Origin of the sequence: Streptomyces sp. NPDC051738 (assembly GCF_044453205.1) — a bacterium.
In the GTDB taxonomy this organism is placed as follows: domain Bacteria; phylum Actinomycetota; class Actinomycetes; order Streptomycetales; family Streptomycetaceae; genus Streptomyces.
Map to the genome: position 1 here is coordinate 192,016 of NZ_JBITCM010000016.1, position 17,285 is coordinate 209,300.

Consider the following 17,285-nt stretch of genomic DNA (forward strand, 5'->3'; position numbering starts at 1 on the left):
ACCTAGAACAGGAGTGCTCCTCATGCCGCAGATCACCGTCGACCATTCGAAGACGATCTCCTTCGACCGGGAGGGCTTCGCCCGGGACCTGCACACCGCGGTCGTCGAGATCGCGGCGGCCAAGCCGGAGGCGTGCAAGACGCAGTTCCGGGCCGGCCAGTTCACGGCCTTCGGCTACGAGGACCCCGAGGAGCAGGGCCACGCGGTCGTCCATGTCACGCTCGGTCTGCTCGCCGGACGCACCGACGAGACCAAGGCCAGGCTGACCGAGGCGGTTCTGGAGCTGCTGCGCAAGCACATCGAGAACGACGGCACCGTGCTGCACGGCTCCGCCGAGGTGCGCGACCTGGACCCGTCGTACCGCAAGTTCGAACGCTAGGGCCTGCCCCGGCGGGCTTCAGGACGCCAGCGAGATCAGCCGGGTGACCAGGTCGCCGAACGGACCGTCGCCCGGCTCGTCCTTCAGCATGCGGCGCAGCAGCTTGCCCATCTCCTCGTCGTGGGCGGCGCTGACGGCGGCCAGTGCGGCGAAGTCGTGCACGAGCTGGACCTCCAGCTCGGCGCGCGGGATGCGCCGGCCGTCCAGCCAGATCAGCGCCGTCGACTCGGCGAGCGAGATCCAGGAGCGGATGACCAGCTCCAGACGCGCGGGTGGGTTCTCCACGTTCAGATGCGAAAGGATCTGGACATACGCGGCCTGCCGTACGGAGTCGATGAGGGCGCTCGTCGCCGTCGAGCCGACGGCCGGTCCGCCGCGCATCAGCGCCGAGAAACCGGGCCCGTGCTCGTCGACGAAGTCGAAGTAGCGCCGCATCACCCGCAGCAGCCGCGCCCCCAGCGGCCCCTCGCGCGGCTCCACGAACCGATCCGCCAGCTCCTCCGAGGCACGCTTCAACGCGGCTTCGTACAGGCTGAGTTTGCCGGGGAAGTAGTGATAGACGAGCGGCCGTGAGATGCCGGCGGCCGCGGCTATCTCGTCGATGGAGACGTCGTCCGGCGAGCGTCGGCTGAACAGTTCGAGGGCAACGCCGATCAACTGCTGGCGCCGCTCCTCGACTCCCATTCTTCGCCGTACCCCGGTAGTCATGCGAACACCTTACCGATCGATTCCGGCCCCGAATGGACCGGACCGATCACGGGCGTTCACATGTCCAGTACGAGTCGATCACCTCGCGCCCGCGACACGCAGATCAGCATGGAGTCGGCCCGCTCCCCGTCCGTCAGCAGCTCGTCCCGGTGGTCCACCTCGCCCTCCAGCACCCGCTGTTGGCAGGTACCGCAGAAGCCCTGCTCGCAGGAGTACAGGGTGTCGGGCAACTCGGCGCGCACGGCGGCCAGTACGGTCGAGTCGGCGGGGACGGTCAACGTCCGCCCGCTGCGTCGCAGTTCGACCTCGAAGGCATCGCCTCCCGAGGCGCGGGGCTGGAACCGCTCCAGGTGGACCCGCGGAAGCCGCTCCTCCACCGCGGCCATCAGCCCCTGCGGACCGCAGCAGTAGACGGCGGCACCCTCGGGCACGCCGGCGAGGAGCGCGTCGAGATCGGGCAGCCCCTCCACGACGGTCACACGGTCCCGGCCGAGCTTCTCGACGTCCTCCACGAACGGCATGGACGCCCGATCGCGCCCGCAGTACACCAGCCTCCACTCGACCTCGTCGGGCAACGCCCGCAGCATCGGCAGGACCGGCGTGATCCCGATGCCGCCCACGACGAAGACGTACGACTCGGCTTCGACGAGGGGGAAACGATTCCGCGGCCCGCGAACCTCCAGCTCCATGCCCTCCCGGACCTGCTCGTGCACCTCGCGCGAGCCGCCCCGCCCGTCCGGGACCAGCCGGGTCGCCACGGTGTAGGACGAGGTGTCCTCGGGGTCCCCGCACAGCGAGTACTGCCGCACCAGCCCGGACGGCAGTACGAGGTCGAGATGCGCGCCGGGCTCCCAGCGCGGCAACTCCCGCCCTTCCAGCCGTAGTCGTACGACCCCCTCGGCGACCTCCTCGCGCGCGGTCACCAGCAGACGCAGCGCCCGTGACCTCGGCCGCCCGGAGACCGGTTCCTCCAGGGCGGGCATCGGCCACAGCGGCGAGGCCTGGATACGGCGCCGCATCGCCCGCCGGGCGAGCAGGGCGGCACCGGCGACCACGGCGACGGTCCGGAGCTTCGGCATCAGGCGGCACCCTTCGCGGACTTCTCGGCGGCCTCGGCGGCCAGCGCGGCGGGGGAGGAGGTCAGGTAGGCGACGGCCTGTTCGGTGCAGCCCTCCTGCGAGGGGTGGTAAGCACGGCTCAGATACCGGGGTATGGACCTGAGCATGTCCCCGGTCGCGGGGAGCGTGCCGCGCCTGCCCCGCACATAGAAGTCCTTGAAGGTGGCCCGGCCGTCGACGAGCGTCGGATCGTTCTCCATGAAGAACCGCGCCCCGCGCTGCCACAGGAAGACAAGAACAGTGAACGCGGACGCCCAGGTCCGTACGCGCCGCCGGTAGCTCCCGTCGACGTGCATGAACAGCTCGAAGGCGACGGACCGGTGCTCGACCTCCTCGGCACCGTGCCAGCGCAGCAGATCCAGCATGGTCGGATCGGCGCCGCGCCGGTCCAACTCCTCGGCGTTGAGCACCCAGTTGCCCAGGAAGGCGGTGTAGTGCTCGATGGCCGCGATGATCGCCACCCGCTCCATCAGCCACCAGCGGCGCGGCCGCCCCGGCGGCAGGGTGCGGTCGCCGAGCAACTTCTCGAAGAGCCAGTCCACTTGGGCGGTGTACGGCGTCGGGTCCAGCCCCAGTTCCCGCAGATGCGGCAGCACCTCGTCATGGGCCTGCGAGTGCATCGCCTCCTGCCCGATGAACCCGATGACGTCCGCGCGCAGCCGCTCGTCCCGGATGTACGGCAGCACCTGCTTGTACACATGGACGAACCACCGCTCACCGGCCGGCAGGAGCAGATGCAGCACGTTGATGGTGTGCGTCGTGAAGGGATCCCCGGGCACCCAGTGCAACGGGGTGTCGTCCCAGGAGAAAGACACCTTGCGAGCCTTGAGGGGCACCTGGTCCTGCGTATTGGACATGGCGTCAATGTACTGACGGGTAGGTCCCGGGTGAACCCCTGTGCGCGGGCTTATTTACGCGATCGTCAGCAACGGCGCTCCCGCCGCTGCCGAGCTCAGCCCAGCCCGCTGATCGAACGCCCGCTCTCCAGCGTGCCCTTCAACTCGGCCTGCGCACCCTGCTCGGCCCGTACGATCAACAGGCTGCCCCGGGACGTGCCCTGGACACCTCCCGTGGCCCGGATCGACTCCGTGTCGCGCGTGCCCGCCGCCAGCAGGTACCACTCGCCCGTCTGCGCCTTCCACAGCACCCCCGCCAGCACATGCGGATCCCGCGCCCCGCACGCCGCCACGTTCTGGCCCTTCGCCACCACCGCCGCGTGGGTCGCGCCCGGCGTCCGGAACTGGGCCAGCACCCGCTCGCCGCCACCCCGCCAGGTCTCGGCACGCGTGCACAGCCATTCCGCCGAACCGGTCCCGTCGGGCAGCGCCTGCCGTGCGTACGCCCAGGCGTTGACCGTGCGCACGCCCGCCGAGCGCAGCGCGCCCAGCCAGCAGGAGTACGGCGCCCAGGTGCGCAGCGCCGCCGCACCGTCCGCGTCCTTCACCGCCCCGGGGCGGCCGGTGGTGAGGCGGGCCGGCACCAGCTCCGCGAGGTCGGTCAGCAGCCGGGTGCCGGTGCTGTCGGTCAGCTGCAGGGCGTTCCACGAGGTGCAGGTGCCGCTCTGCTGGGTGCCGGGGCTCGCCATCGGCGAGGTCACGCCCTCGGTCACGGTGAGGTCCATCGCCCCGGTGCGTGACTTCAGCAGATCCCGCTCGGCCGCCTTCTTCACCCAGGGCGCCAGCAGATAGCGGACGTTGCCGTCGGCCCGGCTCAGCACCACCGCGCTCGCCTCCGCCCGGCCCGCGCCGTCGACCCGGGAGAAGTCCAGGGCGGCGCCGGCCGTGCCGTCCGCGGGCTCGGCGTAGCGGGCGATGCGCAGACCGTCGTAGAGGATCACCACGCGGGCGTTGTCGACGGTCCCCGCGTACAGCAGGTGCGGTGCGCCGGGCGGGCCGCCCGCCGGGGTGCCCGGGGTCGCCGAGACCTGGACCGTCTCGCCGGGGCGGGCCCATACGGCGAGGGCGCGGCGCAGCAGGGCCGAGTCGCCGGCGAGGTCGCCGCGCGCCGGCCACACGGAGAAGTCGATGCGCGCGGAGGACTGCCAGGCCAGCGCGGGGACCCTGGTCAGCTGGGCCGGGTCCAGGGCGGCCTCGGCCGCAGGGTTCTGGGCGTACGAGGGTGCGGCGGCACCCTCCGGACCCCAGCTCTCGCCGGGCAGGCCGAGCAGCGCCCCCGACACCAGCAGGGCGGCAGCGGCGGCGAGCGCGGCCTTCATGTGCTGCCTGCGCCGCATCAGGTCGGTGGGCCGGGCCTGGAGCGAGCAGGGGTCGAACTCGGGTGAGTCGAGCAGCGCGTACTGCGCGGGAACGGCGTCGGCCTCCTCCAGCGCCTCGTCCACGTAGTCGACACCGGCCGCGTCCAGCACCTCGCACACGTCGGCGTCCGTGAGCTTCTCCAGGCCGCGCAGGACGTAGGCCGCCCGCGCCGGGCCGGACAGCGCCGACAGCCGCTGGTCCAGGGCGAGTTCGTCGGCGCCGCCCGACCGGGGGAAGAGGCGCAGGCCCCAGATCTGGGGCAGCAGGGGCGGCAGTTGGGAGCGCTTGGGCCAGGCCAGGCGCTTCAGGGGCCGGTCCGCCTCCAGCGCCGTACGCAGGACGCGGAGCCGCAGGAGGGCGTACCCGGGGTCGCCCTCGCGGCCGGTCGACTGGGCCGGGATCACGGGCGTCGCCGTCGTCCGGCCCCGGGGCAGCGCGCGCTGGGTGAGGGAGTGCGCGGTCACCACGCGCCGGTTGCGGCCGAGGCTCGGCGGCAGCACCAGGTAGGCGAGCCGGACGAGACGCGGGTAGTGCTCGACGAGCGCGGCCTCGGCCCGCTCGACGTCGACGACCGGGTCGTCCGAGGCGGGGGCGGGGCGCGGGGCGACATCCTGTGACTGCACGTTCAGCAGAACGAGCGAATCGTCGGTTGGTCACCGGCACACGAACAGCCCAGTGCCCAGGCTGCGAGAGGCCTGGCGAAGTCAACTCCGGTTCGGCAGCGCCCCCAAAGGGGCGCGGGGCTGCATCGATGTGCGGCTCTGCCGCATGGGCGCGACCAGCCACAACGGCCCCGCAGACGCCAGACGGCCTACTCGCGGCTCTCCCCGCGGAGCGCCCGCGCGTAATTCGCCATCGACCGCTGGTAGCGCGGCAGATGGGGCGCGAGGGCGCCAAGGACGAGGGACAGGCCCTCGCGGTCGCGTCCGAGGCTGGACAGGCACAGGGCGAGTGTCGCGCGTACCGCGTCGTCCAGCTCGTCGGACGGGGCGTCCAGTTCGGGTGTCAGCAGCTTGACGCCCTCTTCCGCCTGTCCGATGTTCCTGAGCGAGCTGGACAGCTGGATCCTGGCCCGCCGTCCCTTGTAGCCGGTCAGCCCTGCTGCGAGAGCCTCCCGGTACAGCGGCACCGCCTTGTCCGAGTGGCCGGTCGAGTCCCAGGCGCAGGCCTGCTCGAACGGCCCGAGCGGGCTGTCGTCGGGCAGTTCGGCGACAAGGGCGTCGACGACCGCCCGGAAGTCGGCCGCCTCCGCTTCGGCGTAGGTGTCGAAGGACGCCCATACGGCGGTCACGCGGTCTTCCCAGTCCTGGTTCACCGGCCCACACTCGCACATCCGTACCCGTGAGAACCTCGGATTTGAGCGCATCGCATGCCACAGCCGTATGTGGGATGAGGGCCCTGCCGGGGCTCTGTGCGGCATGGACCGGAGGAAGACATGAGGTTGACCCGAACCTGGCTCGCGCTGACCGGCGTGGCGGCGGTAGTGGCACTGGCGGGCTGTGGATCCGGCGGGGACAGCGAGGCCGCCGTTCCCAAGACGGCGACCGGCAGCCTCGAACACCTGGCCGCCGAGGTGAAGTGCAAGCCGAACATGCAGACGGACGCGGACGAGATCCGGCAGGCCCTCTGCAAGAACACCGCCGGAAAGTTCGTCCTCGCGACCTTCGCCACCGACCGGGGGCAGGCGGAATGGCTCGCCGGCGCCAAGGACTACGGCGGCTACTACCTCGTCGGCCGCAAGTGGGTCGCCATCGGCGAGGAGAAGACGGTCACCGGGCTGCAGGGCACGCTCGGCGGGGACATGCAGGAAGGCTCCGAGCACATGAATCCGGGTGGCAGTCACAACCGTGGCAGCCACGACGGCTGAGGGCGCGGGCAAGCGAAAGCCGGCGGTGGGAAATCCCACCGCCGGCTTCCTAGTGGTTCAGGACTACTGGCAGTCCTGGCCGCTGTTGATGCACTGGACCACCTGGTTCATCGTGTTCTCGTCGAAGAAGTTGATGAAGTCGTTGTGGTCGGTGATCGCCTTGTGCAGCTGGTCCGGGAAGCCGTCCACCGCGAACGGGTTCACGACCTGTCCGTTCTGGATCTGCGGGGCCGGGACGTCGTAGACCAGGCGGGCCTGGAGCTGGGGGATGGCCTGGAAACCGTTGGCACAGCTGCCGTCCGCCTCGACGAAGTCGACGTGCGTGCGGTGGTTGGCGCTGTCGATGTTCTGGCCGTCCCAGCAGCTCTGGAAGAAGGACGTCCGCACCACGGAGCTGCCCTCGGGGCAGATCGGGTACTTGTCCGTCAGCTGCCGGTCCTCGAAGCCGGTGCAGCTCCAGTTCGTGTTGGCGTTGGCGAGGCCGTTGGTGAAGGCCTTGGCGTCACCGGTGATGATGCGCAGGGCCTGCGGCATCGCGACGACGTCGCTCGTCTTGTTGCCGACGAACTTCAGCTGCGCTTCGCTGGCTTCGAGGATCTTGCCGATGTTGCCTTCTGCACCGCCACCGAGGTCGTTCGCGTCGAACTCGTCCGTCCCGTCCTGCAGGCGCAGCACCGGCCAGTAGTACGACGACTTGTCGCCCTGGTTCTGGCAGCTTGTGTCGGCCTGGAGGAACTCCTGGTCGCTGGTGAAGGCGTTGTTGTCCTGGTTGCCGACGTAGTCGTGCGTGTGCTGCGCACCGTTGTCGACACCTGGAGCGACGATGATGTTGTCCGAGTTGTGGTTGTCGTTCCCGTTGGTGCCGCAGCTCGTGGTGAAGGTGCCCGTCGAACCACCGTCACCGTTCGCGGCGAGACCGTTTCCGTTGACACCCTGTGGGCCGCCGTTCGGCTGGACCGTGGTGATGTCCACGAAGTCCTCCGCGACCGGACCGTTGACGACCTGGTCCTGGTCGTTTCCATCCTGGCCGCCGTCACCCTGGTTCTGACCGTCGTTGTTCTGGTCCTGACCGTCATTGTTCTGACCGTCGTTGTTCTGGCCGTCACCGTTGCCGTCGTTGACCTCCGGCTGCTCGGCCGGGACGCCCTGGCACTGGGCGAACTGGTCGAGTCCCTGCGGGCGCTGGCCGCCGGCTCGGTTGATGTTGATACCGATCCGGTCGAGCGTCGCCACCCGCTTGGACTTCAGCGGGCCAAGAATGGCGTTGTTGACGAAGTTGGCGTCCCCCGCCTGGGCCTGCCGCGTCTCGGCGAGACGCGTGTAGGCATCCGTGATCTGCCTGTCGAGCAGCGCCAGCTCCTTGGCAACGCCCTGGCGCGCACTCCGCGGCACGTTCGTCAGCTTCTGGCCGACGTCCGGGCAGTTGATCGTCGCGACCTGGGCGTTCGTGGACTTCGTCTGGTTGTAACCAGAGTTGTCCTCGTGTGCCGAAGCGTAGAAGTTGGCCCATACCAGCCCGCCCCCACCGAGCGCTAGGGCTGCCGATGCGGCTATGGCCTTGGTGGCCAGCGGCGTACGGCGTTTTCTTGTGTTGCGTCCCATGGAACTCCTCTGACTTCCTTTTCCGGGGCATCGAGGGCGCCCGACAGGAGTGAAGCGGCGCCCATTCATACGGAGGGCGTCCCAGGGGTGTTCAGCCGTCCCGGAAATTGTTGAGAGATTCGTGAGAACGCTGTGTGCTCAACAGCCCCGGAAACACCGGCAGTTGTTGATCCCGCACGGCGGGTGAATGACCGGGTCCGTTTTCACCGGCCGTGGTCGAGATACGCGAGAACCGCCAGCACGCGACGGTTGTCGTCGTCCGACACCTCCAGACCCAGTTTGGCGAAGATGTTGGCGGTGTGCTTGGCGATGGCCCGTTCCGTGACGACGAGCCGGTCGGCGATCGCCGCGTTCGTCCGCCCCTGCGCCATCAACTCCAGTACCTCCGTCTCGCGGGGCGTGAGCCGGGCCAGCGGCTGGTCGTCGGCCGCGCGCCGGGACAGCAGCTGCTGGATCACCTGCGGGTCCATCGCGGTCCCGCCCGCCGCGACACGTCGTACGGCGTCCACGAACTGCTCCGCGTCGAACACCCGGTCCTTCAGCAGATACCCCACCCCGCCACTGCCGTCGGCGAGCAGTTCCCGCGCGTACAGCTGCTCCACGTGCTGCGAGAGGACCAGCACCGGCAGCCCGGGCTTCTTCCTGCGGGCCTGAAGCGCGCACTGCAGCCCCTCGTCGGTATGGGTCGGCGGCAGGCGTACGTCGACGACGGCGACGTCCGGCTCCAGCTCGGCCAGCGCCCGCGCCAGCTCGGGGCCGGTCTCCACGGCCGCCGCGATCTCGAAGTCGTAGGCCTGAAGGAGCCGGACGAGTCCGTCGCGCAGCAGGAACAGGTCTTCTGCTAGGACAACGCGCAAGGAATCTCCATGGTGACCATGGTGGGGCCGCCCGCGGGAGAGCTGACGGCCAGGACGCCGTCGAATGTACCCAGTCGCCGCTCGACTCCGGCGAGCCCCGAACCGGCCCCGATCGCCGCGCCGCCCTTGCCGTTGTCGGTGACGGTGATGCGCAGCATGCCGTCGCCGTCGGTTTCTGCCGCGTGGTGCACGTCGATCCAGATCCGGTCGGCGCCCGCGTGCTTCACGGCGTTGGTGAGCACCTCGCTGACCGCGAAGTACGCCGCCGACTCCACGGGCGCCTCCGCCCGCCCGGGCAGCTCCACGTTCACCTCGGTCGCGACCGGCAGCCGCAGCGCCAACGCCCGTACGGCGTCGCCCAGTCCGCGCTCGGCGAGCACCGGCGGATGGATGCCGCGCACCAGGTCACGCAGCTCGGCGAGCGCGTCGACGGAGGACTGACGGGCCTGCGCGACGAGCTCCCTGGCCTTCGCCGGGTCCTTTTCGAGCAGCATCTCGATGGTGCCGAGATCCATGCCCATCGCCACCAGCCGCGCCTGCGCCCCGTCGTGCAGATCGCGTTCGATCCGGCGCAGTTCGGCGGCGGAGGTGTCGACGGCGTCCCGCCGGGTCTCGGTCAACACCCTTACCCGCTCGGCGAGTTCGCCCTGGTTGGAGCCGAGCACGGCGCGGGTGAGGCGGAAGTGGGCCCGCAGCAGGGGAGCGGTGTAGAAGTGGGCGACGAAGAGCAGCGCGAGGCCCAGGGCGCCGGCGCCGAGCGCGGACGCCTGCCCGGTGACCGGCACGAAGCCGTACCAGTAGGTGCCGCCCCCGACGTCCGTGAAGACCCGCCACAGCCCGGCCGCGATCGCGAACCCCTCCAGCGGATAGAAGAGCAGCACGGCCGGCAGCAGCGCGGTGAGGAACCCCGCCGTCATGTCGACCGGCAGCCACCTCAGATCCCGGCACGTCGCCGGGTCGCGCAGCATCCCGAAGGTGCGGGTCCACGGATTGGCGCCCTTCGGCATCGGCCGGTACGCCGGCGGTATCCGCACCCCGCCCCACTCGGCCGCGAGCACCCGCCGCCAGTCCGCGAACGCCCGTACCCCCGTCAGCACCCATGGCGTCGTGACGATGCCGACGCCGATGGGGATGAGCGCGATGGATACGAGGGAGAGCACGAAGCACAGCACGGACCCCGGCAGCGCGATCAGGGCCAACGCCAGCCCTCGCACGGCCGCAAGTCCCATGCCCCGCGCCCTCGTTCGTCCGCTGCCGCCGGTGCCGCTCTTCGTGTCGATGGTCATGGCGTCAGTCTGGCCGAGGGCAGGGACGGGGGTCACGGGGCCGAACCCCCGGATCAGGAGGTGGTGCCAGGTACACCCCCGTCGGCGCCGGTGTCGCTGGTGTCGCCCGCGAGGACCTTCGCCTCCACCTCCGGATCGAGACCCTTGGCGGACCGGTCCTGCCGCATCGGCGCCGTACCCCCGACGTCCCGGAGCCACTGCCAGGTGTCGGCGACGGTCTCCTCGACGGGACGGCAGCGCAGCCCGGTCGCGACGGCTCCGGACACGTCCGCGCTGTGCAGGGCGTCGTGCATGTCGCTGCCCGGCGGCACCCACACCGGCAGCTGCGTCCACGGCTCGATCCCGGCGTCCAGGATCACCTCGGGCTCGGTCCAGCGGAGTTCGGCGGTGCCGCCGACGGTCGCCACGCAGGCGTCGAGCAACGTGCCCATGGTGGCGTGCCCCTGAGGTGACATCAAGTTGTACGGTCCGCTCAACTCCTGCTCCACCGCTCCCAGGATCCACTCTGCGAGGTCGCGGCCATCGACGTACTGGAGCGGAAGATCCCGCGGCCCCGGCGCCAGCACCGGCCCGCCCCGCTCGATCCGCGTCAGCCACCACGGCAGCCGGCCGACGTTCTCGTACGGCCCGATGAGCAGCCCGGCCCGCACCAGCACGGAGCGGTCCGCGCCGAACTCCTCGACGGCGGCCAGCTCGCCGCCCCGCTTGTCGCGCGCGTAGTCGGTCTGCTCCGCACCGGCTTCGGCGCCTTCGACGACGGGCGCGTCCTCGGTGTACCCGGCGGGCGGGGCCCACTCGTACACCGAGCAGCTCGATACGTACACGTACCGCCCGGCTCGGCCCCGCAGCAGCCGCGCCGAGTCCCGTACCGCACGCGGCGCCGCCGACCAGGTGTCGACGACGGCGTCCCAGTCGCCCTCCGCCGCCGCGAGGGCGGCGAGCCCGTCGGGCGCGAGGCGGTCACCGTGCAGCGTCCGCACCCCGGCCGGGGGAGCGTGCCGCCCCCGATGGAAGACGGTCACGTCCCAGCCGCGCCCGAGGGCCGCCTCCACGACGGCCCGTCCCGCGAACTCCGTACCACCAAGAACCAGAAGTCTCATGCCGCCGACTCTGCACGGTACGGGCGCGGGACGGAACAGGACTCTGCCGTCAGCAGAAGACCCGTGGGGGAGCAACCGGGGCGGTCAGCGCCCGACCGGCGGGGCGTACTGGTACCCCACCCGACGCACGGTCCGGATGGTGTCCCGGTGCTCGGCGCCCAGCTTGCGGCGCAGCCGGGCGATGTGGACGTCGACCGTGCGGCCGTCGCCCACGTGCCCGTACCCCCACACCGTGGTGACCAGCTGGTCGCGGGTGTGCACCCGGTAGGGGTTGGCCACCAGATGGGCGAGCAGCTCGAACTCCAGGTAGGTGAGGTCGAGTTCACGCCCGTCGACCGCGGCCGCGCGCCGCACGGTGTCGACGGTGACGAGCGGGTCGCCCCCGGAGTCACGGACCGGCGGAACCGGTGCGACCGGCGGGTGCTGGTCGGCCGGGACGAGCACCAGATAGCCGATCATCGGCGGCTGCCCCGGCAGTGTGGGCAGGGAGTGCTGGGGAGCGGGCAGCCAGGTGGCACCGGGCGGCAGGAGGTCCGCGACGTCGATCACCTCGTCCCGGTCCACGGCACGCAGATGATGCCGTGAGCCGTTCGGGGCGGGGGAGTTGAGCGTGGGGGCGGAGGACAGAGAACGAGTGGTCGCCATGAGAGGTCAGCTCTTTCGCGCGAGAGGTCCGTTGGGAGACGTACGTCGTTCGCGCTGGCCGAAGGCCGAGGAGTTACGGCTTTACAGGGCCCGCGCGTTCACCGCGCGGCAACACACCCGGTCGAAGTCGTGGTGCTGACGGGAAGGCCAGAAGGGCTCGAGGTCATGGCGACCTGTCGCGGAGTACTTCTGGTAGCTGGCCATGCCCCCATTGAAGCAGACACCTTCCATGCTCAGGACCCTCCTCTCACCACTTGGACGATTCCTTGACGTGAAACGGACCCGGTCCGCTCCCGGTGGAACCCATGCACAACGAAATCAGGGGGGCGCCCACCGACCTGGCGGGTGCCCCCCTCAAGCAACTACCGGGTGGCTCAGACCTGGCCGGCCTTCTCCAGCGCGGAGCAGCAGGTGTCGACGATCAGACGCGTCACGACGTACGGGTCGACGTTGGCGTTCGGACGGCGGTCCTCGATGTAGCCCTTGCCGTCCTGCTCGACCTGCCACGGGATACGGACCGAGGCGCCACGGTTGGAGACACCGTAGGAGTACTCGTTCCACGGGGCGGTCTCGTGCAGACCGGTCAGACGGTCGTCGATGCCGGCGCCGTAGTTCTTGACGTGGTCGAGCGGCTTGGAGCCCTCACCGAGCGACTCGCACGCGGTGATGATCGCGTCGTAGCCCTCGCGCATCGCCTTGGTGGAGAAGTTGGTGTGCGCACCGGCGCCGTTCCAGTCGCCCTTCACCGGCTTCGGGTCCAGCGTCGCGGAGACGCCGAAGTCCTCGGCGGTGCGGTAGAGCAGCCAGCGGGCGACCCACATGTGGTCGGAGACCTCCAGCGGGGAGACCGGACCGACCTGGAACTCCCACTGACCGGGCATGACCTCGGCGTTGATGCCGGAGATGGCGAGACCGGCGTGCAGGCAGTTGTCCAGGTGCGCCTCGACGACCTCACGGCCGAAGATCTCGTCGGCGCCGACACCGCAGTAGTAGCCGCCCTGCGGGGCCGGGAAGCCGCCCTTGGGGAAGCCGAGCGGGTAGCCGTCCTGGAAGAACGTGTACTCCTGCTCGATACCGAAGATCGGCTCCTGGGCGGCGAACTTCTCGGCGACCTCGGTGAGCGCGGCACGGGTGTTGGACTCGTGCGGCGTCATGTCGATGTTGAGGACCTCGCACAGGACGAGGATGTCGTCGCCACCGCGGATCGGGTCGGGACAGGTGAAGACCGGCTTGAGGACACGGTCCGAGGAGTGGCCCTCGGCCTGGTTCGTGGAGGACCCGTCGAAGCCCCAGATCGGCAGCGCGTCCAGACCGGCGGGCTCCCCCGACATGATCTTCGTCTTGGAACGCAGCTTGGCCGTCGGCTCGGTGCCGTCGATCCAGATGTACTCAGCCTTGAAGGTCACGGGCCACATCCTTCGGGGGTGGGTCTAGGCGCACTTGCGGGTGCTGCGGCGCTGCGGCACTGAGGCGCCGCTCTTGATGCCCGCGAGCCTGTCAACAGGCGATTTCCCGCCCGTTGCTCGAATGTGAACCCCGTGTTACCTGGTAGTGGTGTGGCACGACTCACGCTGTGAGCGGCCGTGCAAAGTCGATACGGCGACATCCGGCACGACCGAGGGGGACGGCCGGGCCGCTCGTATGCGATGGGGATGAGGACCGCGCACCCCCGCGGCGCCGCGGCCGCCCACGGCGGCAAGGCGTGCGGCGTTGGCGCGTACCCCCGCGGCGCCGCAGTCGCCAACGGCGGCAAGGGGACGCGTCGGGGGGTGTCCGCCCGCAGTGGCCGGCGTCAACACGCAGCACCCTCTTGGTCTAAGTCCAGCCGCCGGTCCGAAAACGGACACCCCCCGACGCGGCCCCGACCCACCCACCGAGACCCAAGGCGCTACGCGCACCCCCACCAAACCCGCACAGGCCGCCGCAGGCATCAACGCGCACTCCCATACCCGCACGCGGGCCCCACCGCCCGTGGCCGCGAGCAGCGGGACCCTCCCCCATCACATACGGCGTGGTTATCCGCGCATCACCCCACCTTCTCGATCACCGCCCGGCGGATCAGGAACTTCCCGGCCTCACGAACCTGCTCGAAGGCCGCGTTGTTGAGCAGCACACAGCTGCCGGACACCGAAGTGACCTCCACCGTCGTGGACTTGTTGTTGTCCAGGTTGGTGACCTTCAGCTTCGTACCGGCCGGGAACTGGTTGCTGGACGCCGCCGGCGCACCGCCCTCGCCGGACAGCGTGACGGTCGAGCCGTTGCAGACCTGCTCCCCCGAGGCCGCGGCACCGCCGGCGGCGTCCCCCTCGCCCGCAGCGTCGCCGGCGTTACCGGCGTCCCCCGCATTTCCGGCGTCCCCGGCGTTACCGGTGTCCCCGGCGTCCCCAGCGTTGCCGGTGTCCCCGGCGTCCCCAGCGTTGCCGGTGTCCCCGGCGTCCCCAGCATTCCCCGCGGGAGCGCTCGCCTGGGAGTCCTGAGCCGACTCCCCAGCAGCGCACCCGGACGCTTCCTGCTGGACCTTGATCTGCGCGATGACGGCCTCGCGGTTGGCGATCCGCGCAGCGGACTGCGCATCCGGATTGGCCTGCTGTCCCTCGATGAACCGCTGATTGTTGCCGAGCGCGGTGGCGAGCCCCTGGCAGACACTCGACTCCGCGGCGGACTTGACCGTCGGTGTCTGCGAGGCGTTCGAGGTGCTCGCCATGACGAAGGCGCCACCTCCCGCCACCGTCGCCGCACTCACCAGCAGCGCGATCTTCTTCTTCGTACCGACAGTTCGCCTACGCGACATGCGCGCCTCCTGAGAGGTAGGGGAGCGTACGCCGCTATGTACGAGATGCCGAACGAGGTTACTCAGCGGTTACAGGAGTCACCGAAGTAACCTGCGTCACAGCCGAGTCGGGGACCTTCAGCCCTTACGGGACAGAGCGTCCTGGACCGCCTCATCGGTGCGCGCCACCACGGCCGTACCGTCCTGCGCGGTGATGATCGGCCGCTGGATCAGCCTCGGATGCTCGGCCAGCGCCTTCACCCACCGCTCCCGCGCACTCGCGTCCCGGGCCCACTCCTTGACCCCGAGCTCCTTGGCGACGGCCTCCTGGGTCCGGGTGATGTCCCAGGGCTCAAGTCCGAGCCGGTCCAGTACGTCCCGGATCTCGTCCTCGGTCGGAACGTCCTCCAGATAGCGGCGGACGGTGTAGTCGGCCCCCTCGGCGTCGAGCAGGCTGATGGCGCTACGGCACTTCGAACAGGCCGGATTGATCCAGATCTCCATACGACCCACGGTATCCCGGCGGTCTCTGTTCGAATTTGCCGCCGCCTCACGCGCATCGCGCGAACCCTGTGTGACACGGTGACAGTTTCGTTGCTGACCAGCGGACTTAGTGAACTTCCGAGGCCTGCCGAGGCCTCCTGATTGTCAGTGGTGGGCAGTAAACTGGAGGCAGTGTTCGAGAGCGTCACCGGGGAAACCCGGCCGGCGCTCGACCGCGACAGGAGGATGCCTGTGCCCGCTGCCGCACTGAAGCAGAAGCCGACCCGCAAGCCGTTGCCCACCCAGTCCACCGCGAAGCACCCGGTCCTGCTCGACCTGCCGTACGCGCCCATCGAGAAGCGGGTACTGCCGCCGGGCCGGCCGCGCGAGTGGTACATCACCCACAACCGCCGTCTCAAGGCCATGCGCCTCGCGATAGCGCTGCTCGACTCGGGCGTCTACATGCCGAACCAGGCCCGCAACGAAACGATCCGCGGCGCCGCGGAGATGATCGGCGTTCATCCGCCGTCGGACACGACGTGTCACATGGTGCGGGCGCTGATGCGGTACGCGCGTTAACTGTGGCGCCGGGTGCGGTCTCTTTTTTGGGCGGCACCCGGCGTTGTCGTTGCCGTGGACTGGGGGCTGCCGCCCCCAGACCCCCGCTTTCGGCCCTGAAGGGGCCTCGTCCTCAAACGCCGGACGGGCTGGATTGCCGGGACCGGCGTCCAGGATGCCCCCGCCACTCCACCGAACCCCTGCCCCCTACCCCGCCAACTCCCGCTCCAACGGCGTCCGAAACCGAGGCGTCACCCGAACTGCCCCCACCCTCGCCTCCGCTGCCCCCACCCACCCCCACAACCGCTCCGCCTCCACCCCGACCGCCGCCTCCACCGCACGCCGCTCCGCACCCCCCAGATCCTCCAGCAACCGCCAGACGATCTCCCCGTCCCCCCGCTGGGCCCACCCGCCGACCACCCGCCCGTTCCACCACACCGTCGGCCCCACATTGCCGCTGCGGTCGAACAGCGACGGCCACAGCTCCGGCGCCAGGTACCACTCCCGCCGCTGCCACCCCATCGCCGTCGGGTCGAGCCCGGGCAGGAGTGCCGCCCACGGCTCGGCGGGCCCGGCCACCGGACCGGCATCGCCGTCGACGACGTACCCCGTCCCCTCGTCGAGGGACACGGCCTGCGCCTTGATCGCCGCGAGGGCCCGGCGCACCTCCGTCACCCGCCACCCCGTCCACCACTTCAGGTCGGCCTCCGTCGCCGGTCCGCATACCGCGAGCCAGCGCCGTAGCAGCTCCGACTGCGCCTCGGCCACGTCCAGTTCGGGATGTTCGGGTGCGGGTGCCCACCGGAACTGCGAGGACGTCCAGGAGCCAAGTGGCCGCCCGCGCACCACCTTTCCCTCGACGCCGAGCACCCGCAGCAGCCGTGTCGAGACGGTGTGCACGCCCTCGTAGCTCTTCCCGGCCGCGTACGTGAACTGCTCGCGCAACCGCGGCTCGTCCTCCGCGAGTTCGGCCGCCGTCGCCTGCCCGCGCCGCGCCAGCGCGGCCAGCGCCGACTCCTCGACCTCCGCCAGCCACGCCGCATCCGGCGCCCCCGCCTTCGCCATGTCCTTGACCAGCGAGGCCCGCTCCCGGGCGGCGACCGCGAGGCCGGTGGAGGCGTGCACGACGGCGGTCAGCTCGGTGGGGAACACGAACACGGTGTGCCGCATGCCGTGCATCCGGACCAGCGCCCGGTCCTCGTACAGCGCCCGCTCGGTCCGGGCGACGGTCTTCGCGGGGTCCGCCAGCCGCGCGCCCACGGCCAGGTACACGGTCGCCGGATCGGTGCCGTGCAGCGCGACCAGCGACTCGGCGACCTCGGCCGGACTCGCCGCCCGGGCCGCTCCGGCCAGCCGATGCCGCAGCCCCAGCCGGGCCCGCCGCTCCGCCACCCCGATGTACCGCAACCCGTCACCCATCCCGGCCTCCACCCGTCACGCGGTCACCTCGTCCCGCACCCGCACCCGCACCCGCATCCTCTCGGACGCCACTGACAACGGTCCGCCACCGGGACGGCCACCTGCCGGTTCACCCGATCGCCGTACCCGGCATGCGCATGCCCCTCGGCCCGCCTTCACTGCGATCAGAGGGTGGCGAGCCGTGTGAGCGGGCGTGGCAGCGGGAGGCGCGATGGACAGCCAGGGCGTGGACGGCATA

17 protein-coding genes are annotated in these 17,285 nt (G+C 70.6%); 3 read left to right on the forward strand and 14 right to left on the reverse strand.

All coding sequences use genetic code 11. The features are described from left to right. The first annotated feature begins 22 nt into the window (after positions 1–22). Positions 23–379 carry a 5-carboxymethyl-2-hydroxymuconate Delta-isomerase gene (locus tag ACIA8X_RS32895; RefSeq protein WP_393442182.1) on the forward strand — a complete coding sequence of 119 codons (357 nt, stop codon included), beginning with the start codon at positions 23–25 and terminating at the stop codon, positions 377–379. Positions 380–397: 18 nt separating this feature from the next. Here ACIA8X_RS32895 and ACIA8X_RS32900 read toward each other — a convergent pair whose 3' ends face one another. The 5 genes from ACIA8X_RS32900 to ACIA8X_RS32920 form a co-directional block, all read right to left on the reverse strand. Next, positions 398–1,087, reverse strand: a complete 690-nt coding sequence (locus ACIA8X_RS32900) for a TetR/AcrR family transcriptional regulator (protein WP_399459818.1) — start codon at positions 1,085–1,087, stop codon at positions 398–400. A 56-nt stretch (positions 1,088–1,143) separates the two neighbouring features. Beyond that, positions 1,144–2,166 carry a PDR/VanB family oxidoreductase gene (locus tag ACIA8X_RS32905; RefSeq protein WP_393442185.1) on the reverse strand — a complete coding sequence of 341 codons (1,023 nt, stop codon included), beginning with the start codon at positions 2,164–2,166 and terminating at the stop codon, positions 1,144–1,146. Further along, complete coding sequence (locus ACIA8X_RS32910; RefSeq protein ID WP_399459819.1) at positions 2,166–3,062, reverse strand: metal-dependent hydrolase; 897 nt, start codon at positions 3,060–3,062, stop codon at positions 2,166–2,168. Before ACIA8X_RS32910 ends, ACIA8X_RS32905 begins: the two co-directional genes overlap by 1 nt. Positions 3,063–3,157: 95 nt before the next feature. Then, on the reverse strand, positions 3,158–5,083 hold the full coding sequence (locus ACIA8X_RS32915; protein WP_393442189.1) for a hypothetical protein: 1,926 nt from the start codon (positions 5,081–5,083) through the stop codon (positions 3,158–3,160). Between the two features lie 188 nt (positions 5,084–5,271). Next, entirely contained in the window at positions 5,272–5,793 is a 522-nt protein-coding gene (locus tag ACIA8X_RS32920) for a tetratricopeptide repeat protein (RefSeq protein ID WP_393442191.1), read from the reverse strand. Between the two features lie 102 nt (positions 5,794–5,895). Here ACIA8X_RS32920 and ACIA8X_RS32925 point away from each other — a divergent pair, with 102 nt between their 5' ends. Next, positions 5,896–6,327, forward strand: coding sequence for a hypothetical protein (locus ACIA8X_RS32925; protein WP_399459820.1), 432 nt, complete (start codon positions 5,896–5,898; stop codon positions 6,325–6,327). Positions 6,328–6,390: 63 nt separating this feature from the next. Here the strand turns inward: ACIA8X_RS32925 and ACIA8X_RS32930 are convergent, their stop codons facing one another. The 8 genes from ACIA8X_RS32930 to ACIA8X_RS32965 all read right to left on the reverse strand — a co-directional run bounded on the left by ACIA8X_RS32930 (position 6,391) and on the right by ACIA8X_RS32965 (position 15,091). Continuing rightward, the gene (locus ACIA8X_RS32930) at positions 6,391–7,929 is read right to left on the reverse strand and encodes a DUF1996 domain-containing protein (protein ID WP_393442195.1); all 1,539 of its coding nucleotides are present in this window, start codon (positions 7,927–7,929) and stop codon (positions 6,391–6,393) included. Positions 7,930–8,132: 203 nt separating this feature from the next. Then, positions 8,133–8,786 carry a LuxR C-terminal-related transcriptional regulator gene (locus tag ACIA8X_RS32935; RefSeq protein WP_393442197.1) on the reverse strand — a complete coding sequence of 218 codons (654 nt, stop codon included), beginning with the start codon at positions 8,784–8,786 and terminating at the stop codon, positions 8,133–8,135. Next, positions 8,771–10,072, reverse strand: a complete 1,302-nt coding sequence (locus ACIA8X_RS32940) for a sensor histidine kinase (RefSeq protein ID WP_393442200.1) — start codon at positions 10,070–10,072, stop codon at positions 8,771–8,773. Before ACIA8X_RS32940 ends, ACIA8X_RS32935 begins: the two co-directional genes overlap by 16 nt. A 53-nt stretch (positions 10,073–10,125) precedes the next feature. After that, the gene (locus ACIA8X_RS32945; protein WP_393442202.1) at positions 10,126–11,172 is read right to left on the reverse strand and encodes an NAD-dependent epimerase/dehydratase family protein; all 1,047 of its coding nucleotides are present in this window, start codon (positions 11,170–11,172) and stop codon (positions 10,126–10,128) included. Between the two features lie 84 nt (positions 11,173–11,256). Continuing rightward, on the reverse strand, positions 11,257–11,817 hold the full coding sequence (locus ACIA8X_RS32950; RefSeq protein WP_399459821.1) for a winged helix-turn-helix domain-containing protein: 561 nt from the start codon (positions 11,815–11,817) through the stop codon (positions 11,257–11,259). 374 nt (positions 11,818–12,191) lie between these two features. Further along, positions 12,192–13,223, reverse strand: a complete 1,032-nt coding sequence (gene glnII, locus ACIA8X_RS32955) for a glutamine synthetase (RefSeq protein WP_393442207.1) — start codon at positions 13,221–13,223, stop codon at positions 12,192–12,194. Positions 13,224–13,843: 620 nt separating this feature from the next. After that, complete coding sequence (locus tag ACIA8X_RS32960; RefSeq protein WP_399459822.1) at positions 13,844–14,608, reverse strand: hypothetical protein; 765 nt, start codon at positions 14,606–14,608, stop codon at positions 13,844–13,846. A 117-nt stretch (positions 14,609–14,725) separates the two neighbouring features. Beyond that, complete coding sequence (locus tag ACIA8X_RS32965) at positions 14,726–15,091, reverse strand: arsenate reductase family protein (protein ID WP_399459823.1); 366 nt, start codon at positions 15,089–15,091, stop codon at positions 14,726–14,728. Positions 15,092–15,322: 231 nt separating this feature from the next. Here ACIA8X_RS32965 and ACIA8X_RS32970 point away from each other — a divergent pair, with 231 nt between their 5' ends. Beyond that, positions 15,323–15,649 carry a hypothetical protein gene (locus ACIA8X_RS32970; protein WP_393442213.1) on the forward strand — a complete coding sequence of 109 codons (327 nt, stop codon included), beginning with the start codon at positions 15,323–15,325 and terminating at the stop codon, positions 15,647–15,649. 186 nt (positions 15,650–15,835) lie between these two features. On the opposite strand, the gene ACIA8X_RS32975 is transcribed toward ACIA8X_RS32970, so the two are convergent. Further along, complete coding sequence (locus tag ACIA8X_RS32975; RefSeq protein ID WP_399459824.1) at positions 15,836–17,047, reverse strand: winged helix DNA-binding domain-containing protein; 1,212 nt, start codon at positions 17,045–17,047, stop codon at positions 15,836–15,838. Positions 17,048–17,285: the final 238 nt, after the last annotated feature.